This is a genomic window from Bradyrhizobium sp. CFUWI (assembly GCF_056429085.1).
This window is the reverse complement of sequence record NZ_JBWJZE010000002.1, coordinates 726,737-748,053: the sequence shown is the minus strand read 5'-3', so window position 1 is coordinate 748,053 and position 21,317 is coordinate 726,737. Positions and strand designations below refer to the sequence as shown.

The 21,317-nt window shown below is 64.2% G+C and carries 17 protein-coding genes; 1 reads left to right on the top strand and 16 read right to left on the bottom strand.

What is annotated here, in order from left to right:
• Positions 1-147 precede the first annotated feature (147 nt).
• The 11 genes from AC066S_RS07190 to AC066S_RS07140 form a co-directional block, all read right to left on the bottom strand.
• Complete coding sequence (locus tag AC066S_RS07190) at positions 148-444, bottom strand: HypC/HybG/HupF family hydrogenase formation chaperone (protein WP_126255921.1); 297 nt, start codon at positions 442-444, stop codon at positions 148-150.
• 26 nt (positions 445-470) lie between these two features.
• Complete coding sequence (locus AC066S_RS07185) at positions 471-1,049, bottom strand: HyaD/HybD family hydrogenase maturation endopeptidase (RefSeq protein ID WP_478269300.1); 579 nt, start codon at positions 1,047-1,049, stop codon at positions 471-473.
• Positions 1,050-1,066: 17 nt separating this feature from the next.
• A complete protein-coding gene (gene cybH / locus AC066S_RS07180; protein WP_135168302.1) occupies positions 1,067-1,810 on the bottom strand; it encodes a Ni/Fe-hydrogenase, b-type cytochrome subunit in 744 nt (247 codons plus the stop codon).
• Positions 1,811-1,819: 9 nt separating this feature from the next.
• Positions 1,820-3,610, bottom strand: coding sequence for a nickel-dependent hydrogenase large subunit (locus tag AC066S_RS07175; protein WP_478269299.1), 1,791 nt, complete (start codon positions 3,608-3,610; stop codon positions 1,820-1,822).
• Between the two features lie 29 nt (positions 3,611-3,639).
• Positions 3,640-4,731, bottom strand: coding sequence for a hydrogenase small subunit (locus AC066S_RS07170; RefSeq protein ID WP_478269298.1), 1,092 nt, complete (start codon positions 4,729-4,731; stop codon positions 3,640-3,642).
• A 197-nt stretch (positions 4,732-4,928) separates the two neighbouring features.
• Positions 4,929-6,368: a nickel-dependent hydrogenase large subunit gene (locus AC066S_RS07165; protein ID WP_478269297.1), complete on the bottom strand. Its 1,440-nt coding sequence runs from the start codon at positions 6,366-6,368 to the stop codon at positions 4,929-4,931.
• Positions 6,365-7,381, bottom strand: coding sequence for an NADH-quinone oxidoreductase subunit B family protein (locus AC066S_RS07160; RefSeq protein WP_135163994.1), 1,017 nt, complete (start codon positions 7,379-7,381; stop codon positions 6,365-6,367). The genes AC066S_RS07165 and AC066S_RS07160 overlap by 4 nt, the downstream gene beginning before the upstream one ends.
• A gap of 66 nt (positions 7,382-7,447) precedes the next feature.
• Positions 7,448-8,767 (bottom strand): DUF3422 domain-containing protein, encoded by a 1,320-nt coding sequence (locus AC066S_RS07155; protein WP_478269296.1) that lies wholly within the window; start codon positions 8,765-8,767, stop codon positions 7,448-7,450.
• A 118-nt stretch (positions 8,768-8,885) separates the two neighbouring features.
• Positions 8,886-11,195, bottom strand: coding sequence for a TonB-dependent receptor (locus tag AC066S_RS07150; RefSeq protein WP_478269295.1), 2,310 nt, complete (start codon positions 11,193-11,195; stop codon positions 8,886-8,888).
• On the bottom strand, positions 11,176-12,255 hold the full coding sequence (locus AC066S_RS07145) for a HoxN/HupN/NixA family nickel/cobalt transporter (protein ID WP_478269294.1): 1,080 nt from the start codon (positions 12,253-12,255) through the stop codon (positions 11,176-11,178). The genes AC066S_RS07150 and AC066S_RS07145 overlap by 20 nt, the downstream gene beginning before the upstream one ends.
• A gap of 276 nt (positions 12,256-12,531) precedes the next feature.
• The gene (locus tag AC066S_RS07140; protein WP_478269333.1) at positions 12,532-14,823 is read right to left on the bottom strand and encodes a TonB-dependent receptor; all 2,292 of its coding nucleotides are present in this window, start codon (positions 14,821-14,823) and stop codon (positions 12,532-12,534) included.
• A gap of 599 nt (positions 14,824-15,422) precedes the next feature.
• Between AC066S_RS07140 and AC066S_RS07135 the strand changes: the two genes are divergently transcribed.
• The gene (locus AC066S_RS07135) at positions 15,423-15,626 is read left to right on the top strand and encodes a hypothetical protein (protein ID WP_235884665.1); all 204 of its coding nucleotides are present in this window, start codon (positions 15,423-15,425) and stop codon (positions 15,624-15,626) included.
• Between the two features lie 28 nt (positions 15,627-15,654).
• On the opposite strand, the gene AC066S_RS07130 is transcribed toward AC066S_RS07135, so the two are convergent.
• The 5 genes from AC066S_RS07130 to AC066S_RS07110 are packed head-to-tail and all read right to left on the bottom strand — an operon-like array spanning position 15,655 to position 21,282.
• A complete protein-coding gene (locus AC066S_RS07130; protein ID WP_126255933.1) occupies positions 15,655-16,656 on the bottom strand; it encodes a formate dehydrogenase subunit gamma in 1,002 nt (333 codons plus the stop codon).
• A gap of 40 nt (positions 16,657-16,696) precedes the next feature.
• The gene (gene fdh3B / locus AC066S_RS07125; RefSeq protein WP_007592757.1) at positions 16,697-17,293 is read right to left on the bottom strand and encodes a formate dehydrogenase FDH3 subunit beta; all 597 of its coding nucleotides are present in this window, start codon (positions 17,291-17,293) and stop codon (positions 16,697-16,699) included.
• Positions 17,294-17,306: 13 nt separating this feature from the next.
• Positions 17,307-20,249, bottom strand: a complete 2,943-nt coding sequence (locus AC066S_RS07120) for a formate dehydrogenase subunit alpha (protein ID WP_478269293.1) — start codon at positions 20,247-20,249, stop codon at positions 17,307-17,309.
• A gap of 14 nt (positions 20,250-20,263) precedes the next feature.
• Positions 20,264-20,473: a twin-arginine translocation signal domain-containing protein gene (locus tag AC066S_RS07115; RefSeq protein WP_008553089.1), complete on the bottom strand. Its 210-nt coding sequence runs from the start codon at positions 20,471-20,473 to the stop codon at positions 20,264-20,266.
• A gap of 29 nt (positions 20,474-20,502) precedes the next feature.
• On the bottom strand, positions 20,503-21,282 hold the full coding sequence (locus AC066S_RS07110) for a molecular chaperone TorD family protein (protein ID WP_126255935.1): 780 nt from the start codon (positions 21,280-21,282) through the stop codon (positions 20,503-20,505).
• Between the last annotated feature and the right edge of the window lie 35 nt (positions 21,283-21,317).

The following is a 21,317-nucleotide window of genomic DNA, read 5'->3' as shown; positions in this document are numbered from 1 at the left end:
GGAACAACGCATCCAGCTACGATAAGATACTTTCCAATCTGGACGGAATCTATCTTTACAGATGGAAAGACGACTTCCAGCCAGCGCCTCGGCCCCGGCGCGGCCGATCCGGCGACGGCGCGGCGGTCACTGTTGGAGGAGGTTCGCTTATTCCGACCGGAGATGAGCGGGCAGCTGCGGCTCGCGGTCGATCAAATCGGCGAAGAAGCGGTCGCAATCCTCGCCATCGAGCGCGGCGCCAAGCCCGTCGATCGCAGCCCCGATCAGGCGCGCCTCTTCCTCATCCAGAAGCCGGATCGCGGTATCGATATAGACGAGCACATGTGCGCCGACTGGCGGATTGGAGAGCAGCAGCATGGAGACGCGCCGCTGCCCGCCACGAAATTCGCACAGCGCTGACGTTCCGTCAGTCTCGACGATCGTCATGGGTAGGCCGAGGCACATCGCGCTTGCTCCAAAAGGTCAGCCGGTCAGGCCGGCCGCATCTCGTAATTGGCGTGGTCGATGTCATTGGCGAGCAACCGCTCGGTGTCCGCCAACGGCACGCCGCGGCGGCTCACCGTGACGCCCCACTCGGCCAATATCCGGCAGGCGAGATCAATCGCGGGCGCGATCTGGTCGCGCACCGGTAGCGTCAGCGGCCCGCCCCAGTCTTCGAGATCGAGCGGCTGGCAACCGATCAGCACGAGATGCTTCGGGCATCTGCCGAGCAGGTCGGCTGCACTGATCACTTCCTGGAAGCCGGTCTGATGCAGGCTCATTTTCTTGGCGCCGGTGAAACGCGGCACCTCGTCGTCGCGCACCAGCTTCAGTTCGCCGGGCGCGAGGCCATAATCGATGGCGTCGAACACGATCAGGCGGTCGGCCTCTTCCAGATAGTTCACGAGGTAGAGACCCTGGGTACCGCCGTCGAGGATGGTGACGTTGTCAGGCACGGCGTAGCGACGGTGGAACTCCTCCACCGTGCGCACGCCAAAGCCTTCGTCGGCCCACAGGATGTTGCCGATGCCGAGCACCAGGATGCGGTCGCGTTGCGAAGATGTCGGCATCGGTCAGGTTCCCGTTTTCAATCGCGGAATTGCCGCTCGCCGGAGACCATCGAGGAGATGATGCTCTGGCGCGACATGATGTCCTCGCGGATCGCCGCATAGATGTGCACCATCACGAACACGACCAGCGCCCACATGCCCAGATGGTGCCATGTGTGAACGTCCTGGCTGTTCGGCCAGATCGCGAACACCCAGCCGAACAGCTTGTGCTGCCAGCTGTCGATCCCCGTGCCTTCCGAATAGAGCGCAAAGCCGGTGACGATCATGAAGGCCACGAACAGCGTGAACCCCGTGAACATCGCGGTTTGCGCCAACGGGTTGTGGCCGACATACATCTTCGGCTCCCGCTCGAGAAACGCGTACCAGCGGATCTCATGCAGCACTTCCTTCCAGAATTGCTTGCGATGAACCGGAATGTAGAAGATCTGCCGGGAGTGGTGATTGCCGACGAAGGCCCACAGGATACGCGTGAGGAAGAAGACCGCGAGCACTTGTCCGGCGGCGAAATGGGCGAAGCGGATGTAGCCCATCACGAAGTTGTCGGACGCCTCGCCTGCGACCGTCGGCAGCGGCGCTCCAATCAAGTAACCGGTCACCATCAGCACGAGAATCGAGAACGCGTTCACCCAGTGGCAGATCCGCACCGGCGCTTCGTAGACATAGACGGTGGGTCGACCCACCGCCCGTTCTCCGGAAGCATCGGCTGCGAGCGCCGCGAGGTCCGGCCTTGTGTCCGAGCCGGGAGCAATGGCGTCCATCATGGCTTCCTCCTACCTGACCTTGACCTTGGCGAGTTCCTGGCCGTCCGGGCTCATGACGTGAGTCGAACAGGCAAGGCACGGATCGAAGGAGTGGATCGTGCGCAGGATCTCCAGGGGCTGCTCCGGATTGACCATCGGCGTATTCATCAACGACGCCTCGAAGGCTCCGATATTGCCCTTGGGATCGCGCGGCGAGCCGTTCCAGGTGGTCGGCACCACGCACTGGTAATTGTCGATCTTGGTGTCCTTGATCTTGATCCAGTGCGCGAGCGCGCCGCGCGGCGCCTCGGTGAACCCGACGCCCTTGGCCTCCTTGGGCCAGCTCTCCGGCTTCCATTTGTCGACATTGGCGGTCGAAGAGTCGCCGGCCTTGATGTTGGCGACGAGCTTGTCCTGGAAGTAGCGCATCTGGCGGCCGGCCCAGACCGATTCGAGCGCGCGGGCCGCGGTGCGGCCGAGCGTCGAGAACAGCGCCGACGTCGGCAGGTTCAGATCCTTCAGGAACTTGTCGACGGGATCCTTGAACTCGGCCTTGTTCTGCGCGTAGCCGACGATCCAGCGCGCCAGGGGACCGACCTCCATGGCGTGTCCCTTCCAGCGCGGCGCCTTGATCCACGAATATTTTCCGGCCTCGTCGAGCTGCTCGATCGCAGTCTTGGTGCCCTTGGCATTGGCGCCCAGCACGTAGTTCGGCTCGGTGACGCCGTCCCAGGGATGCAGGCCCCTGGTCTCATCAGGATATTTGTACCAGGAGTGCACCACGAACTCCTGGATCTCGTCCGGATTGGCGAGATCGACCGGAAACACCTCCGACAGATTGCCGTTGATGATGGCGCCGCGCGGCAGCTTCAGGCTCTTGGCGGAATAGTCGTTGGCATGCTCGGGCACGTCGCCATAGCTGAGCACACTCTTGCCCGAAAGGCCGCCGCCGTACAGCCAGTCCTTGTAGAACGAGCCGATCGCCGCCACGTCGGGAAGATAGACCATTTCGTTGAACTCGATCAGACGATCGATGATCGAGGAGATCAGGTTCAACCGTTCCATGTTGATGGCGCCGACGGCGCCGGTGCCGTCGACGTTGATCGGACAGGGCACGCCACCCACGAGCCAGTTCGGGTGCGGATTCTTGCCGCCGAAAACGGTGTGGATCTTGACGATCTCCTTCTGGAAATCGAGCGCCTCGAGGTAGTGCGCCACCGCCATCAGGTTGGCCTCGGGCGGCAGCCTGTAGGCCTTGCTTCCCCAGTAGCCGTTCTTGAACGGTCCCAATTGCCCGGACTCGACGAACTTCTTCAACCGGGTCTGCAGATCCTTGAAGTAGCCAGGCGAGGACAGCGGCCAGCTCGAAATGGACTGCGCCAACGTCGAGGTCGCGCGCGGGTCGGCCGAGAGCGCGGAGACGACATCGACCCAGTCCAGCGCGTGAAGGTGATAGAAATGAACGATGTGGTCGTGCACCTGGAGGGCGAGCTGCATCAGGTTGCGGATCGAGTTGGCGTTCTCCGGAATGGCGATTCCGAGCGCATTCTCCACCGCGCGCACCGATGTCAGCGCGTGCGTGCCGGTGCAGACGCCGCAGATCCGCTCGGTGAACGCCCAGGCGTCGCGCGGGTCGCGGTTCTTCAGGATCACCTCGATGCCGCGCCACATCGTGCCGGTCGAGACCGCGTTGCGGATGACGTTGTCGGCGTCGACGTTGACCTCGACCCGCATGTGACCTTCGATACGGGTCACGGGGTCGACGACGATGCGCTTGCCGGAATTGTCGAGATTGAAGCCGTTGGGAGTCTGGATGCCCATAATTGCCCTACCCTGATCTGTCTCTTTGCTCAGCCGTTGTGGTCGACGTCTTCGCGCTTCGACGCGAGCCGCTTCACCGCCGTCACTGCCGCATGCGCGGCCACCGCGGCACCGACTGCGCCGGCTGCCACCATGCCGATCTGATCGGCGTTCTTCTCGATGCCGAATTGCTTGATGGTGGTGAGACGGTCGTAGAACGAGCCCTTGTCCCAGAAGCCGTCCTCCGAGCAGCCGATGCAGCCGTGACCGGACTGGATCGGGAACGAGACGCCGCCGTTCCAGCGCACGGTCGAGCAGGCGTTGTAGGTGGTCGGGCCCTTGCAGCCCATCTTGTAGAGGCAGTAGCCCTTGCGCGCGGCCTCGTCGTCCCATTCCTCGACGAACTGGCCGGCATCGAAATGCGGGCGGCGGTAGCATTTGTCGTGAATGCGCTGCGAGTAGAACATCTTCGGCCGGCCCTGGCGGTCGAGCTCGGGCAATTTGCCGAAGGTGGTGATGAAGGTGACGACGCCGGTCATCACCTCGGCGATCGGGGGACATCCGGGCACCTTGATGATCGGCTTGTTGGTGATCACCTTGTCGATCGGCGTCGCTTGCGTGGGATTCGGCTTTGCCGCCTGCACGCAGCCCCAGGACGCGCAGGCGCCCCAGGCGATGATCGCCATCGCGTCCTCGGCCATCAACTTCAGCTTCTCGACGAACGGCTTGCCGCCGTCGATGCAGAACATGCCGCCTTCGTTCAGCGGCGGATTGCCTTCCACCGCAAGGATGTACTGGCCTTTGTGCTTGGCGCGGGTCTCATCGAGAATGGCTTCCGCCTGGTGGCCCGCCGCCGCCATGATGGTATCGTCGTAGTCGAGCGAGATCATCGACAGCACCGCATCCTTCACCAGCGGGTGGGCGGAGCGGATGAAGCTCTCCGAGCAGCAGGTGCATTCGAGCCCGTGCATCCAGATGACGGGTACGCGCGGCTTGGTTTCGAGCGCGTTCGCGATGCGGCTCGCCGCCAGCGGCCCGAGCCCGAGGCTCGTCGCCGTCAGGCTGCAGAACTTGTGAAAGCTCCGACGCGTGATGCCTTGCCGCCTGATCACGCTGTAAAACGTTTCCGTCGCCGTGCCCATGAATCCTCCCGCCGTCGGCTTTGACTTTTCGATGACGCCAAGGACAGCAAGAAGCAGGCCAACAGCCTGGAGCGATTCAAATGTAGAGAGATTCCAGAACGTTACGTATTTGAATCGCTGTGATGGAGGACGGGCGGGCACGACAAAATCAGAGAAGCGGAAACAATTCGATTTGCACTCGGCAACGAAGTTTCCGGTCAGTGCGCGGTGCACACCATGCAGGGATCGAACGAACGCACGATGTGCTGGATCGCAACCGCGCGCGCGCCGGCATCACCGACATCGGTGCCGACCAGCGCCTGCTCCAGCGGTCCGCCAACGTCGAAGGAATCGCGGGGTGAAAAATTCCAGGTCGTCGGTGCGATGATCTGGTAGCGTTCGATCCTGCCGTCTCGTACCGCCATCCAGTGCCCGAGACTGCCGCGCGCGGCCTCGACCAGTCCGACATAGCTGCCGTTGGGGATGTCGCGGGAATTGTGGCAGAACGGCTCCGACAGACGGAGCGCGCGCGTCCACTGCTCCATGGCGAGCGCGATGCGCGCGGTTTCGATCAGCCGCGCGATCACGCGGTTGCGTACATTGGTCCCGCTGACCGATACGAGATCCGCAATCAGCGCCTGCCCTGCCACGGTCTGGCGCGCGATGGCACCGACCTCGATCGGCTGACCGGACAGCCGCGGGGCCTTGCACCAGCTATAGGCGGCCGGCTTGTCGGGATCCGGGACCGTGCTGCTATGGGCGGGATCAACGGAGGACTCCCGCATCCAGGCATGCGAGACGTCTTCCGTGATCTGCGTCAACGGCAGCGGCTCGATCGCGGCGCGCGGGCCGAACAGGCCGCGCGGAAACAGCTCGCCGTCGCTGCCGTGATAGGCGCCGTAGCTCATCATCAGGCCCGTGCCCTTGCCGAGCGCGCTCAGCGCGAGGCTGTCCGCAAGCCGCAGGAAATGGGCAAAGTCGCCGCCACGGCCGTCACGCCAGCGATCCAGTTCGTCGGCGCTGGCAATCGTCAGCACATTCTCCAGCGAATCCGCAAAGACGATACGCTCGAGGAAGCTCCGGAACGCCGTCGTGATCGACAGCAGCCGGACGCGCTCGCCGAGATCGATCGCACGTGTCGTGCCACCGGGCTGGAACGCGAGGCTGTGCGGCCATTTCCCGGCGATGATGCCCATGGTCTCGAGCAGCCGCGCCCGCGCCGGCAGGGCGTCGCGGGCCGCGCTGCCGCGGGTCGCGGCAAAGCGCTCGCGCGTGGCCTCGTGCCAGTCATGGCCGGCATAGGCCTCGCGGGCAAAATCCGGCATGAAGAAGATGTAGAAATGAGTCAGATGGTCGGCCGCGTTCTCCGCGGCATGCGCGATGTTGGTGGAGAGCAGTCCATTGGGCGCAGCCTCGATGGCCATGGCCTCGCGCAGGGCCGCGGCTGCGGCGACCGATTGCGACACCGAGCAGATGCCGCAGATCCGCGGCGCCAGCGCCAGCGCGTCGAGCGGGGGACGGCCCTCCAAAATCTGCTCGAACCCGCGGTAGAGCGGCGCCGTCACTTCGGCACGCATGACGCGGCCGCTCTCGACGTCGAGACGGACTTCGAGATCGCCCTCGACGCGGTTGAACGGCCCGATCGTGATCCGGGTCATGGCTTGGTCTTGGTCGTCGTGCGGCCCGGCGGCACAACGACATGATCGGCAGTTGCGTTGAGCCGCACGCGCCGCGGCGTTGCGGATTTCGACAGCGCGGCGAGCGCAACGAACCAGGCCTTCGGCATGTCGGTCGGCAAGCCGACCGGAATGCCTGCAAGCTTCGCGGTCGCCAGGAAGTTCTGGGCTCCCTCGAATCCCGGGGACGTGCAGGCGATGCAGGCATAACCGCCCTTGGTGCAGGAGCCGCCGCCGTTCCAGGAGCGCTGGTTGCAATCGCCCACCGCTTGCGTCGCCTTGCAGCCGAGATGCTCCATCAGGCAGCCGCGCTCCGACATGGTCTCGGCACTTGCCTTGAACTCGTAGAACTCGTTGCGAGAGCAGCCATGATGGGCCAGATGATTGGCGACGAATTTCGGCCGCCCGTATCCGTCAAGATCGCTCGCTGCGATATCCCTGGCGGTCAGTGCCAAAATGGTTTCCATCATCCAGCCCGGATGCGGCGCACAGCCCGCAACATTGATGACGGGAAGGCCGAGCCGCGAGCGGAACGCCGCCCCCAGCGCGCCGCCGCTATCAGTTCCCTCGAACTGCAGGCCGACGGCATCGGTCGGATTCGATCCTGCGGCCGGCACGCCGCCATAGGCCGCGCAACTTCCGACCGCGATCACATAGCCGGCGTGCGGCGCGAGATCCAACATCCAGCGGTAGATGGAACGGTTGGTGCCCGCGAGCATGTTGAAGCGGCCGGTGTCGTTCGGTCCACGGGCGACGGACCCTTCCAGCAGGAGAAGGTCGAGCCGCACCCTGCCTTCGAGCACGGACTGCAGGATGTCGACCGCCTCCTCGCCGGTCTCCTCGCTGACGGACGGATGCCACAGCAGATTGACGCCGAACTGCCGGAGCTCGTCGAACCAGCCCGAGGCGCCGCTTTCGAGGATCGACATGGTGCAGCCGCCGCAACTGGCGCCCTGCAGCCAGAGCACGTTGGTCATTGCATCGGATCGGCTCATCTGACGTCTCCTGCTCGCCCCAGCTTCAACCGCTCGTCGGCGAAGCGCAAGGGGCTCGTTTGCGCCTCAGTCGTGGGCGCCGGATATTTCGTCATGCTTCAAGTGCCGCCTGCGGATATTGCGGGTGACGATCCAGATCACCGCCACGGCAATCGGCACGAAGATCGCGGTTGCCAGCGAAGGCTCGACATGCAGACCGCCGTCATGGGCGCCCTTGGCGAGATAGCCGAACAGGCTGACGACGTAGTAGCCGATGGCCGCCACCGACAAGCCTTCGACCGTGCTCTGCAGCCTCAATTGCAACCGGGTGCGGTCGTTCATCGAGCGCAGCAGATCGCGGTTCTGCTCCTCGAGCTCGACGTCGACGCGTGTCCGCAGCAGGTCGGCCGCGCGCGCAAGCTTGATCGACAGGTCGGCCTGCCGGTCCTCCATCGTCGCACAGGTGCGCATGGCGGGTGCCATGCGGCGGGCGAGGAAGGAGGACCAGGTCGGATAGCCCGCGATCTCGCCGCCTTCGATCACGGCGAGGCGAGCCTGCACGATCTCGTTGTAGGCCCGGCTGGCGCCGAACCGAAACAGGCTGCCGGCCGCGCCCTTCTCGAGCGAAGCCGCCAATGCGGTCAGTTCCGTCAAGAGATGATTGTTGAGCTTGAGGTCTTCGGCGCGCTGCATCTCCTCGAGCACTTCGACGAGGCGCCGGCCGATATGATCGACGGAGGGCGCAAGCTCGAGCGCAGCGGGCAGACCGAGCAGCGCCAGCGTGCGATAGGTCTCGATCTCAAGCACGCGCTGCACGAGGGCGCCGAGCCGACCCGGCGACAAGCCGTCGTTGCAGACGAGGATACGGACGAAGCCCTGATCGTCGGTGCGAAAGTCGGATGCGACGACCGCAGGTCCGCTGCGGACCGCGGCGATGGCGAGGCTGCCTCTTTCGAACAGCTGCTGCGCACGCTCCAGGGCCGCCGAGGTCTGCTCGACCTCGAGCTTGACCGCCACCAGCAATTGCCCGGACTGCCGCAGCGACCGGATCAGCGCGGCGGGCTCTTCTCCGATCTCGCCGAACCGGCGAGCGGGCGCCTCGGAGCCGCCCAGGATCCAGGTGAAGGTGCTGAACTCCGAATGCTGCTCCCAGCGGAGCTGGGTGGCATCGATCGTCACCTGGTGATGCTTGGTCCCTGCGTCCGGCGGCGCCTGCCCGTGCGAGATGCAGAATGCCACGAACGCCTGCCGGTCCGCCGCCGCGACTTCGCCCTGGCCGAGAAAGGCAAAGCGGAGCACAGTGACCGGCGCCGTCAGCCGGGTGAAAGGGCGAGCATGCACCTCGGCCAGCACCGCACCGCGTTGCGGATGCAATTCAAACTCGGCGAGATCGAGGTCACGGTTCATCGGCGGTCCCCTGCTGCACTCTCAGGCCGCGACGTGCCGCCATCTGGCCGTTCACTACCACAACACACCCATGTTCCAGCAATCCCGGATGGCGGAAACAGCCGCGACCCGAGCAAACCTAGAACGCCCCGGCGATGGTAACCCGGAACGTCAACGGCTCCACGGGATGCAGCACATAGTCCATCACGCCGTTCTGACAGACTGAAGTCGGCGCGGTGCCTGATGTGCAGAGGTTGTAGAGCGTATCGGTCTTGAGCAGCGAGCCATAGGCATAGGTGATCTGGTTCGCCTTCGTGTTGAAAAGATTGAGCACGTCAAGCTGGAGGCGCCAGCCGTTGTCGATGCGATAGCCGAGACGGCCGTTGAAGATGCTGGTCGCCGAGGAGCGGAACGCGTTGTCCTCCGTCAGCGGGCTCGACGCCAGATAGCGCCAGCGCAAGGTTCCGAACCAGCCGGTCTTCTCGCCCAGCGTGACGCCGGCTGACGCCACCATCGCCGGCGCGTTCGGAATGTAATTGCCGGGTGCGTTGCCGAGCTGCGCCTCGGGATAGCCGGCGAGCGAGGCATAGACCTCGGCCTGCTCGCTGTCGTAGCCGCGGAAGCGCGCATGGGTCATGGCGAGATCGGCATCGATGTCGATCCACGATCTCGGCCGATAATGGTTGGTCCATTCAAAGCCGTAGCGGCGGCTGGCGCGCGTCGCCGACGTGTCGCCGGCATCGCCTGCGAACAGGATCTCGGAATCCTGATCCAGGATGAAGACGCTGAGCGAGGTGTCCAGGCCGGGAACGACCCTGCTGCGCACGCCGACCTCCGCGCCCTTGGTCCGCACCAGGAGCGGCGATGGCGTGAGCTTGGTCGCGGGATCGCTGGGGTCCTCGGTCGTGGTCGCGCCGCGGGCGTCGTTGGAGTGCATGCCGTAGCCGGCGCCGAGGAAGAACTCGGTTTGGCTGAACGGACCCAGCACCATCCTGAATTTCGGGCTGCCGAGCGCGGCGTCGGCGCGGCCGGAATTGTTGGCATTGAACCGCGACGTGACGTCAGCGGCATAATAGTCGCCGCGCCAGCCCACCGTCGTTCTGAGCCAGTCGGTCCAGCGCACCGTGTTCTCGGCATAGAGGCCGACGCTGCCCTCGCCGGCCTTGTCGCTGCGGACGTTGGAGAGGAAGCCGCGCTGGAAGGTGTTGGTGAGCGCGAGGTCGATCGCATCATAGCGCGATTGCAGGCCGATAATGGTCTGCATCGGCAGGCCGGCAAACGAACCGTTCAGCGTGCGCGAGACATTGGCGCCGGCCATCAGGCGATCGTCGTGCTGGTGAAACTGATCGCCGAGCACGGGATCACTGAGGAAGTAAGTGAAGTTGTTGAAGAGATCGAGCTGGCTCTTCACCACATAGGCGTTGGCTCGCCACGAGCCGAGCTCGTCGGTTTGCGCAATGCGGCCCGACAATGCAAAACGGTTGGCGTTGCCGCCGTCGCTGGGGTCTTCCGAACCGAACCGGTCGAGCAAGCCAGCTCTGATTGCGCGCTGCGGCACCTGATCGGTCGAATTCCATGCGTTCGTGTAGGCCATGCCGGTGACGGACACGCCGTCGGTCGCGGTGCCCTGGCTGTAGCGCACGAGACCGTTGAGCTTTCGCACATTGTCCAGATTGTCCCACGGACCGTTGTAGGTGCCGATCTCGCCGGCCACGAGCAGCGTGCCGTCGCCGACCTTGGCGGAGTCCATGCCGAGCAGGCGGCGGTAGCCGAAGCTGCCGGCGGTGACCTGCGCCAGTCCCTTGGTGCGGTCGATCAGACCGATATGGACGCTGCCAACCGAGGCGAAATCGCCCTCGTCGGCGAAATAAGGACCCTTGCGCACATCCACCGCCGCGATGGTTTCCGGGATCAGCCAGTTGAGATCGGCATAGCCCTGGCCGTGCCCATGGGTGCGCATGTTGACGGGGACGCCGTCAACGCTGATGGCGAGGTCGGTCCCATGGTCGAGATTGTAGCCGCGCAGGAAATACTGGTTGGCTTTGCCCTCACCGGAATGCTGCGTCACGATGAGACCCGGCACCGCTTCAAGCGCTTCCCCCGGCCGCGTGAAAGGGCGGGCGTTGAGCTCTTCGCCCGGGATGGTGATCTCGCTGGCCATGCTGGGCTGGCTCTTTGCACCCGAGGCAGCGCTGCGGACATCCGAGCCCTGCGCCGCCGCTGGATACACAAGGATGCGGTGGCCGGCCGCGGGCGGCTTGCCGGTGCGGCGCGATGCAACCAGCTTCTTTCGGGCCGGCGTTTCGCTGCCACCAATCTCGATGGGCGGCAGCTCGCGTGAGGCTGGACTGCTCTGCGCCAGGGCGTGGCCGTCGTCGGCGAGCAGCACCAGGGCCGAGAGTACCGTCAGCGCGCCGCCGCGACCCGGCTCACGCCGCTTCGGTCGCATCGGCGCATTCCAGAGCTTTCGTTGCGCCCTGCTGCGGGCCGCTCTCGAAGATGCGACGATAGAGCACAACCGAGACGAGCCAGGCGATCGCAAACAGCGCGATCACGGCGAAGCCGACATTGGCGAGCGACTCGTTGAGGCCGTCGACCAGCGTCCACATAGTCCCCGACAGGCCGAGCCGTTCGGCGGCCAGGCCGAGCGCCTCGATGCCGCCGATGAGCAGCGCGACCGCCACGGAGGCGCCCGTGATCGTGAGGTTGTACCAGAGCTTCCGCAGGGGATCGACGAACGCCCATCGATAGGCGCTCACCATCAGCGCGGAGTCGGCAGTGTCGACCAGCGCCATGCCGGCCGCGAACAGCGCAGGGAAAACCAGGATGTCCGCGACCGAAGCGCCGCGCGCGGCTTCGGTCGCGGAGATGCTGAGCAGGCCGATCTCGGTCGCCGTGTCGAAGCCGAGGCCGAACAGGAATCCGAGCGGATACATGTGCCAGGGTCTTGTGACCAGGCGGAACAGCGGCCCGAGCAGTCGCGCGAGGACGCCGCGATTGGCGAGCAGCCTCTCGAGCCCTTCGGCGTCGTGAACACCCTGCTCCCGTGCAGCGCGAAACGTCCGCCACAGGCCGGCGAAGATGACGAGATTGATGGCCGCGATCACGAGCAGGAACAGCGCCGACACCGATGTGCCGATCAGGCCGCCGATCTCCCTGAGCAGGCTATCGCCGCCAAGGCTCACTACGCCGAGCGCAAGCAATATGGTGGCGACCACGACAATTGTCGAATGGCCGAGCGCAAAATAGAGGCCCGCGCTCTGCGGCGCGCCACCTGTCTGCATCAGCTTGCGCACGACATTGTCGATGGCGGCGATGTGATCGGCATCGACAGCGTGGCGCAGACCGAACACCCAGGCCAGCAGCGCAGTCGCCAGCACCGTCGGCCGGTCGCCGAACAGGGCGAAGGCCCAGGCCCATGCCGCGATGTTGGCGGCGACGAGCCCGCCGAACAGCACCAGCGTGCCGGATTCGATCGCCCGCAAAGTCCGCCTCACCGCTTGCTCCATCCGCCCCATCCCGCAGTATGACGTTTATCAAGAACCCTCATACTGGCAAGAGCAAGAGCCGCGCCAATTTCGCCCCACAGGTCGAAAGGCACCCGGAAAGGAAAGCCACCTCATTGATTCAACAGAGAGTTTCGATCCGGCGCGGTGCCACGCCGGCGTGGGATGAGGTGCTCGGATTGGCAAGCAAGTATCCACTTTGCCGACCAGGTTGACCGGTCTGCGGACGCGCTGCCAACGACTCCCACGGCCGCGTCTTCACGAGCGGCCGGAGGCGCTTCACATGTCCACGGTCATCGACAGCAGATATGTGCGTGGCGCTCCCAGGAAGAACGTTCCGAACGAGGCCACGCTGGACCAATAACTCTCACCGGTCACGTTCTGGATGTTTGCGCGGAAGACCGTCTTCCTGCCGTTGATCGCGGTGGTGTAGCGGGCGCCGAGATCGAGCCGCGTCCAATCCGGGATCGGCTGCTTGTTCGCGGTGTCGACGAACTGCCTGCCGGTGTAGATGACGGCCCCGTTCAACGTGAGCTCTCTCATCCACGGCAGGTCCCACTCCACGCCGATATTGGCCTGAATGTCCGGAACGCCGATCGGCGTGTGACCCACGTTCGCCGCGACGGCAGTTTTCGTCAGCGTGCCGTCCAGCAGCGAAACGCCTCCGAGGACGCGAACATCCGGCATGAGCTCGCCGTAGACGTTGAACTCGAGCCCACGGACTTGCTGCTCGGCGGTCGCCGCGAAGCGCCCGGCGGACAGCTCGCCGCTCGCTTTCGATATCTCGAAGGCGCTGAAGGTGGTTGCGATCCGGCCGAAATCCACCTTGATGCCGGCCTCGTACTGCTTGGCGACGTAAGGCGGGAGAATTTCGCCGGGATTGGAAACGCCCGGCTGCTGCGGCGCCACGTCGCCTCGTGCGAGGCCTTCGACGTAGTTCGCGTACAGGGAGATGTTCTCCACGGGTCGGACGACGAGGCCGACCACCGGGGTGACCGCGCTCCTGTCATAGGACGACGTCAGCGTTCCGACGTTGGAGAGGTAGTTGTGCGCCTCGATACCCTGGCGCCGGACACCCAGGGTCAGCAGCACACGCTCGTCGAGCACCGACAAGGTGTCGGCAATGGAGAGCCCCGTGAGCTCGCTGTCCGAGAGCCGCGGGCGATCGCTGATCTCGTTGGCGAACTGGATCGGCGCGACGGTCGGATTGTAGATGTTCGACGTGACCGGGCTGCCGTTGGTCAGCCGCCGGTGCAGCGCGTCATGGTAAACCGAAGCCTGGAAGGCCACGGCGTGATGAACGAAGCCGGTGTCGAAGCGGGCGCGAACACCGCCATCATAGGTGCTTCGATCGATGCCAAGTCCGAAGAATTGGGGCGTCGAGGTCGTGTTGCCGTTGCTGTTGACGATCGTCGGAAGGCCGAAGAACCGCTCGACGTTGGTCCGGGACCCGCCGACATCCGCAAACAGCGTGACCTGGTCGCTGACATCGTACTCGGTCCGCAGCAAGGCGGATTGGTCGGTGATGCGCGACCATTCCCAGGGCTGGGTCACGTTCAGCCGGCCGTCCGGCGCCTTCGGCACCTGCAGGCCGGGAGCCATCAGAAAGGGACGTGACGGCGCGTCGAACCGGTCGGTCTGCGCGATCAGATAGAGCCAGGACCTGAAGCGTTCGCCCCGATAGTCGAGAGCCAACGATCCGACACCTGTCGTCTCGGATTGGCGATCGATGGGCGTGTCGCCGTCGCGGACGCTCCCGCTGGCGCGCACGCCCCATTGCTTGCTGTCGCCGTAGCGCCGCGCAACATCCCAGTGCCCGCCGAAACGTGCAGTCGAGCCGTAGCTTGCGGTCAGGCGGGTCAGGTCCTCTTCCGCGCGTTTGGGCACGACATTGATGACCCCGCCAACGCCGCCATTGGGGGCCATCCCGGAGAGCGCGGCTGAGGGACCTTTGAGCACCTCGATGCGCTCGACGTAGTCTGTGAAGATGCGATATGTCGGCGCGATTCCGTAAAGACCCTCGAAGGCGAATTCACCGTTGTTGCCTTCGTTGATCGGAAATCCACGAATGTTGAAGGAGTCCACCACGCCGCCCGTCGGGTGCGAGCTTCGGACCGACGGATCGAGAATCAAGGCGTCCGCGCCCGTTGCCGCCTGCTGATCCCGAATGAACTTGTCCGTGTAGCTCGTCACGTTGAACGGCGACTTCATCGTGCCGGTATTTCCGAGCAGTCCGAGGCGCGCGCCTTGAGCGACCTGACCGCCGGCATATTCGGGGACGACACTCGGTTGCGATTGCGCAGCGACGGCTGGGGCCTGCGGCGCGCGCCGCGGCGTCGATCGGACCCGGGCGTCGTTTCGCCTTGTTGGCACACGGCGCGCCGATTGTTGCGCCGGCGCATCGACGGTCACGGGTGGAAGCGAGGTACCGCCTTGCGGCGTTTGGGATCGAGCAGGCGATTCGAACCACGCGAGCAACGCCACACCACCCAGCAGCGCCGCAGCAAAGCGAGCTACCGTACCGACCCCACCCGTACGTCGCATTTCAAGAAAGTCCTTTATCAATAGCATGTGGTTCGCCGTGAAGCGGATCACGCGCAGCCAGCGGCGATCACGGATCGAAGATTCACTCTTCGCATCCGAGTTCGACCCCATGGCCCGTCTCTCAATTCCTTTGCAGGCTCGCACTTCGCATTGATGGCCTTTGTCTTGTCAGCCCATCCGATTGCCAGCAATCTGCATCGCCTCTTTAGAAAGATGCTCTCGTGACGGCAACGCAAATGCGTGCATGGCGATTTAGAATGTCTCGATCATCTGCGATGTCGTCGAGTTGCGGCCTGGAAAGATTCCAAAGCTCTTCCTTGAAAGATTCCAAATCAGCGCTGTTGAAATTCGCAGAGAGAATAGAGAGCGCGATCGTCAAGGACGGATTCTCTTAGGCTTGAGCAACCTACTCTGAGGCTGAGCTCAAGTCCGACATTCGGCGCTCGCCTGCGGTGAACTTCGATTTGGTTTTCGTCTGCATCGGAAGCTCGAATCCTCATGCCCTGCGCGGAGCATGTTGGCCGCCTCAACGAACATGGAACCGATCGTTGTGAAGTGGCTCACATCGAAAAGGACAATCCGGATGTATTGGTCATGCCGGGTGGAAATGGCAGACGGAGATGCGCATGAAACGCGTCATGCTCTCGCTCATTGCAGCCCTGGTTCTGGCCGGAGCGGCCAGCACCATGCTCAAATCGCACGCCCTGTTCGGCTCCGCTCAGAGCGGCATGGCCTCCATTCAAGACATGCAGAGAGGTCAAGCGGCCCGGCTCCCCGAACAGGACATCCAGGACCGTTCCGTCTTGTTTGGCAAAGCGCCGGCCCCATAGCCGGCTGCCCGGTTTCAGGCTGCGCGCCCTACTCCGCCGCCGCGGTTGCGGGCTGCGGTTGTCCGTCGTTCGGTCCCGTTCGCGCGTTCTGCTCCTCGAGCCAGAGCCTGTGGTGCTCGCGCGCCCAGTTGACGTCGACCTCGCCCGAGCCCATGGCCTCGAACGCACCTTCCATCCCGATGGTGCCGATATAGATGTGCGCGATCATCGCCGCGACGAACAGGACCGCCACGATCGAGTGGACGATCTGGGCCATTTGCATGCCCTCGATCCCCGTGCCGTAGAACGGGAACATCAGCGCATAGCCGGACGCTGCGACGAGTCCGCCGCCGATCACGACGATCCAGTAGATCATCTTCTGTCCGCCATTGAAGCGGTAGGCCGGCGGATGGTCATGTCCGATCAGGCCGCCGCCGCGCTTCGCCCATTCGATATCCACCTTGCTCGGGATATTGCCGCCGATCCACATCAGGAAGATCAGGACGACGCCGATGGTGAACGGGAAGCTCAGATAATTGTGCGCGTATTTAGCCCATTGCGACCATTCCGAGAACGCCTCGAAGCCGATCAGCGGCAACAGCAACGGCCGCCCGAACGTGATGTTCAGCCCGGAAATGGCAAGGACGATGAAGCAGCTTGCCGTCAGCCAGTGCACGAACCGCTCGAACGCGTTGAAGCGCACGATGGTGCGGCCCGACCGTCCGGCTTCGAGACGCACCATCCCGACGGTGAGATAGAAGATCACGATGGCCGCAATCATGCCGAGGATGGCAATGCCGCCGATCCAGGGCAGCGTCACGTTGCGGAATTCCCGCCACTCCCGTCCCTGCGGCTGCTCGAGAACGCCCGATCGCTGATCGGGAATGCTGACGCGTCCCTGAATCCGGTTGAGCTCCTGAAGAAGCTGCTGCTCCTTGACCGCGCTTGCGGTCGGATTGACCTGTTGTGCGCCCGCGGGCACCGCCATGACCAAGAGAAGCAGCGCCCAGGCGCCCAACGCCAGACGAACGAACCTTCCAAACGACGCCATGACGTCCTCCCCGGTATTGCGCGCCCTTCGACTGCCCATGTCAGGACTCGATCGTCTCGCGATATGCGGTCTTCCAGCCCCAGGCGCCCGAGCCGTAGCCGCGCTTCATGACGCGCTCCTTGTAGATCTGCGCAATGATCTCGCCGTCGCCTGCGAGCAACGACTTAGTCGAGCACATCTCGGCACACAGCGGCAGCTTGCCTTCGGCCAGCCGGTTCGCGCCATATTTCTCGTATTCCTCCTTGCTGCCGTCGGCCTCCGGACCGCCGGCGCAATAGGTGCATTTGTCCATTTTGCCGCGAGAGCCGAAGTTGCCGACCTTCGGATATTGGGGAGCGCCGAACGGGCAGGCGTAGAAGCAATAGCCGCAGCCGATGCAGAGATCCTTGGAGTGAAGCACGACGCCGTCGGCGGTGGTGTAGAAGCAGTTGACCGGGCACACGGCCGCACAGGGCGCGTCCGTGCAGTGCATGCAGGCCATCGAGATCGATCGCTCCCCCGGCTTGCCGTCGTTGATGGTGACGACGCGGCGCCGGTTGATGCCCCACGGCACCTCGTGCTCGTTCTTGCAGGCGGTGACGCAGGCGTTGCACTCGATGCAGCGATCAGCGTCGCAGAGAAATTTCATCCGAGCCATGTGCGTGCTCCTCTCAGGCTGCGACGATCTGACAAAGCGTGACCTTCGGCTCCTGCATGCCCGTTGCAGGATCGTAACCGTAGCTCGTGATCGTGTTGGCGCTCTCGCCCAGCACGATCGGATCGGTGCCGGCGGGATAGTTCTTGCGCAGGTCGGCGCCGCCGAGCCAGCCGCCGAAATGGAACGGCATCCAGGCGACGCCCTTGCCGACGCGTTCGGTCACCAGCGCCTTCATCCTGGCGCGCGAATTGTTTTCGGCGCCGCTCACCCAGACCCAGCCGCCGTCCTTGATGCCGCGATCGGCGGCATCAGCCGGGCTGATCTCGATGAACATGTCCTGCTGCAATTCGGCGAGCCAGGGATTGGTGCGGGTCTCCTCGCCGCCGCCTTCGTATTCGACGAGGCGTCCCGAGGAGAGGATCAGCGGGAATTGCTTTGCGATGCCCTTCTCCACCGCCGCCTTCTGCACGGAGAAGCCGATATTGGGCAGGCGGAACTGCTTGGCATCGGGCAACGTCGGATATTTCTCGACGAGGTCGACGCGCGGCGTGTAGATCGGCTCGCGATGGACCGGGATCGGGTCCGGCAAGCCGAACGCATTCATGCGCGCCTTGCCGTTGCCGAAGGGCACGCAGCCGTGCTTCAGCGCGACGCGCTGGATGCCGCCGGAAAGGTCGAGCGCCCAGGATACCGCATCCGGATTGGCCGGGTTGACCCTCTGGATCGTCGCCATTTCGGCTTCGGTCAGATCCGTGTCCCAACCAAGCTTCTTCAGGCTCGCCAGCGTGAACTCGGGATAGCCGTCCTCGATCTCCGAGCCCTTGGAGAAGGATTTGTCGGCGAGCAGGCTCACCTTCCGCGTCGTGCCGTCCGGCAGCTTTTCCTCGCGCTCGATACCGAAGCGTGGGCGGAACGCGCCGCCGCCATCCATGACATGCAGGTTGTTGTTGTAGAGCAGCGGCGAGCCGGGATGCTTCACCTCGGGTGAGCCCCAACACGGCCAAGGCAGGCCGTAATAGTCGCCGCCGACTTCCGGATCGTCCTTCGGCGCGCGCATCGTCACCAGGTCGAACTTGTGCTGGTTCTTCATGTGCGCCTTGATACGCTCCGGCGACTGGCCGCAGTAGCCGGTCGACCAGCTTCCGCGGTTGATCTCGCGCAGCACGTCCTCGGCGACGGGGAGATTGTTCTCGACCTTGATGTTCTTGAACATCTTGTCGGCGAAGCCGAACTTCTTCGCGAGCAGATAGATGATCTCGAGGTCGTCCTTGGATTCGAAGATCGGCTTGACGATCTGCTCGCCCCATTGCATCGAGCGATTGGACGCGACACGCGATCCCGTGCATTCGAACTGCGTGGCGACGGGCAGAATGTAGACGCCATCCCTGCGTCCCGCCTCGACCGCCAGAGACGCCCACGTCGTCGGGTGCGGATCCGCGATCACCAGCAGCTCCAGCGCCTTCAGGCCCTTCAGCGATTCGGGAATACGGGTTATGCTGTTGCTGGCATGGCCTTGCACGAAGACGGCCTTGACGTTGTCCTTCTGCGCGACGTCGGCCTTCGGCAACAGCGCGGCGTCAAACCACCGCGTCAGCGGGATGCCTGGGGTCTCCATCAGCTTCTTCTCGTCGAAGCGGGAGACCAGGTACTCGTAATCGACCTCCCAGACCCGCGACCAGTGCTTCCAGGCTCCTTCCGCAAGGCCGTAATAGAACGGCAAGGTCACGATATCGAGGCCGACGTCGGTCGCGCCTTGCACGTTGTCATGGCCGCGCAGGATGTTGGCGCCGGCGCCCGCCTTGCCGACGTTGCCGGTCATCAGCAGCGCGATGCAGCTCGCGCGCACATTGGCCGTGCCGACGGTGTGCTGAGTCTGCCCCATGCACCAGATGATGGTCGCGGGCTTGACCGTCGCGAAAATCTTGGCGACGCGCTCGAGCTGCGCGGCGGGCACGCCGGTGACGCGCTCGACCTCTTGCGGATTCCACTTCTCGACTTCCTTGCGCAGGTCGTCGAAACCGTAGACGCGCTGGGAGATGAACTCCTTGTCCTCCCAGCCGTTCTTCAGGATGTGCCACATCATGCCGTAGAGGACGGGAATGTCGGTGCCGGGACGGATCCGGACATATTCAGTGGCATGCGCCGCGGTGCGGGTCAGCCGCGGATCGAAGACGATGAAGTTCGCCTTGTTGAGCTCCTTGGATTCCAGCAAATGCTGCATGCTGACGGGATGCGCTTCCGCCGCGTTGCTGCCGATGAACAGCATCGTCTTGGAATTGCGCATGTCGTTGATGCTGTTCGTCATCGCGCCGTAGCCCCAGGTGTTGGCGACGCCGGTGACGGTGGTGGAATGACAGATTCGCGCCTGATGGTCGGTGTTGTTGGTGCCCCAGAACGCGCCGAGCTTGCGGAACAGGTAGGCTCCTTCGTTGGTCATCTTGGCCGAGCCGAGCCAGTAGACCGAATCGCTGCCCGACTTCTCCCGGACCTGAAGCAGCTTGTCGCCGATCTCGTTCACCGCGGTGTCCCACGACACGCGCGTCCACTGCCCGTTGACGAGCTTCATCGGATAGCGCAGCCGGCGATCGCTGTGCACGAGCTCGCGCACCGAGGCGCCCTTGGCGCAATGCGAGCCGCGGTTGATCGGCGAATCCCAGCTCGGCTCCTGCCCGATCCAGACTCCATTGAGCACTTCCGCCGTCACGGTGCAGCCTACCGCGCAGTGCGTGCAGATGCTCTTCTTTACCACGGCGCCAGCCGCGAGCGGGCCGGCAGCGGCCGCTTCCGCCTTCCGCACACTGGCGACAGGCATGGCACCCAGCGCGGCGAGAGCGCCGCCGGCGAGGCCGGACCTGCGCAGGAACGTACGGCGGTCAAGTCCGCCGCCCTGCCCCGCAAGGGACTCGGCGACGGAGCCGCGGCGATCGGAACGCTGGTGTGTTCGCTTGATAAGCACGGGCAGCCTCCCTCTCAGGCCGGATAACGGTTGACGCGGTAGAACGTCTTCACGTGATCGGATTCCTTGTAGCGCGCCTTGCGCTTTTCATCGTTGTTCTCGCTGTCCGCCTGCGCGGAACCGACGAGCGGCGTCGCTAGCGTCGCGCCGGCGCCGACCGTGCCGATGCCGACCTTGCGAAGGAAGTCGCGGCGTCCGACCTTTGCTTTCGTCTCGTCACTCATCGCATCTCTCCCGGACCGACCCGCGTCGATCAGTTGGCGAATGTGAATGCTTCCGTCTCAATCTCGATGAAGGTGCGCCCGAGCGCGCCGACCGTCCGATAGAAGTTGACGTTGCCGGCACTCTCCATGTCGGCGAACAGCCGCCCCATCCAAGGTGACACGTGCTTTTCGAAGAATGCGCGCTGCGCCTCGGGCGAAGCATCGAAGCTGCCGTCGGCAAGTCCCGACATGACCTCGCACAGGATGGCGGCGTGATCCTCGGGTTCGGAATTGTTGGCGAGCCGCTCGATGCCGAGCGCCGTCAGATCGGCGCGCAGGCGCGACAACGGTCGTTCGTTCAGAAAGCCCGTCAGGTAATAGGAGGCGTAGGGCAACAATTCGCCGCGGCCCAGCCCGACGAACAGATCGAAATACTCGCGCTCGACTTGCGCTGCGACCGCGCTCGCGGCGGCATCGGCCAGCGCCGCGTGTGCGCGCCCGAGCGGCGTTGCGTCACCTGTCAGCGCAGCGAGACGATCGAGCAGACGTTTCGACGGAGGCGCAGACAGCAGCGTCGCCAGCAGCGCGTATTCCTGCGCGCGCGCCGCGTCGATGGGATCGACGAGTTCGGCCGAACCGGCTTGTTCGCCGTAGAGATCGGGCCGCAGATCATTCCGGGAGACGCCCGTGGCGGATTCGACTACAACCACCCGTTGTGCGGGTACGCGGGTCCAATTCGACACCGAGGGCTGGCTGATGCCTATTTTACGCGCAAGTTGAGCGATGCCGCCCGCGGCATCGATCGCGCGATCAAGCCCGTCATCACGCACGTGGACCTCCCATCCAAGTCCCGTCTGCTTGATTA

Bases quoted from the DNA above. Each gene is read 5' to 3' on its own strand.
- cybH (WP_135168302.1), bottom strand. From the start codon at position 1,810: ATGATGGACGCCATTGCTCCCGGCTCGGACACAAGGCCGGACCTCGCG.
- AC066S_RS07185 (WP_478269300.1), bottom strand. From the start codon at position 1,049: ATGCCGACATCTTCGCAACGCGACCGCATCCTGGTGCTCGGCATCGGC.
- AC066S_RS07115 (WP_008553089.1), bottom strand. From the start codon at position 20,473: ATGAGTGACGAGACGAAAGCAAAGGTCGGACGCCGCGACTTCCTTCGC.
- fdh3B (WP_007592757.1), bottom strand. From the start codon at position 17,293: ATGGCTCGGATGAAATTTCTCTGCGACGCTGATCGCTGCATCGAGTGC.
- AC066S_RS07135 (WP_235884665.1), top strand. From the start codon at position 15,423: ATGAAACGCGTCATGCTCTCGCTCATTGCAGCCCTGGTTCTGGCCGGA.
- AC066S_RS07165 (WP_478269297.1), bottom strand. From the start codon at position 6,368: ATGACCCGGATCACGATCGGGCCGTTCAACCGCGTCGAGGGCGATCTC.
- AC066S_RS07150 (WP_478269295.1), bottom strand. From the start codon at position 11,195: ATGCGACCGAAGCGGCGTGAGCCGGGTCGCGGCGGCGCGCTGACGGTA.
- AC066S_RS07145 (WP_478269294.1), bottom strand. From the start codon at position 12,255: ATGGAGCAAGCGGTGAGGCGGACTTTGCGGGCGATCGAATCCGGCACG.
- AC066S_RS07160 (WP_135163994.1), bottom strand. From the start codon at position 7,381: ATGAGCCGATCCGATGCAATGACCAACGTGCTCTGGCTGCAGGGCGCC.
- AC066S_RS07155 (WP_478269296.1), bottom strand. From the start codon at position 8,767: ATGAACCGTGACCTCGATCTCGCCGAGTTTGAATTGCATCCGCAACGC.
- AC066S_RS07130 (WP_126255933.1), bottom strand. From the start codon at position 16,656: ATGGCGTCGTTTGGAAGGTTCGTTCGTCTGGCGTTGGGCGCCTGGGCG.
- AC066S_RS07140 (WP_478269333.1), bottom strand. From the start codon at position 14,823: ATGCTATTGATAAAGGACTTTCTTGAAATGCGACGTACGGGTGGGGTC.
- AC066S_RS07175 (WP_478269299.1), bottom strand. From the start codon at position 3,610: ATGGGCATCCAGACTCCCAACGGCTTCAATCTCGACAATTCCGGCAAG.
- AC066S_RS07190 (WP_126255921.1), bottom strand. From the start codon at position 444: ATGTGCCTCGGCCTACCCATGACGATCGTCGAGACTGACGGAACGTCA.
- AC066S_RS07170 (WP_478269298.1), bottom strand. From the start codon at position 4,731: ATGGGCACGGCGACGGAAACGTTTTACAGCGTGATCAGGCGGCAAGGC.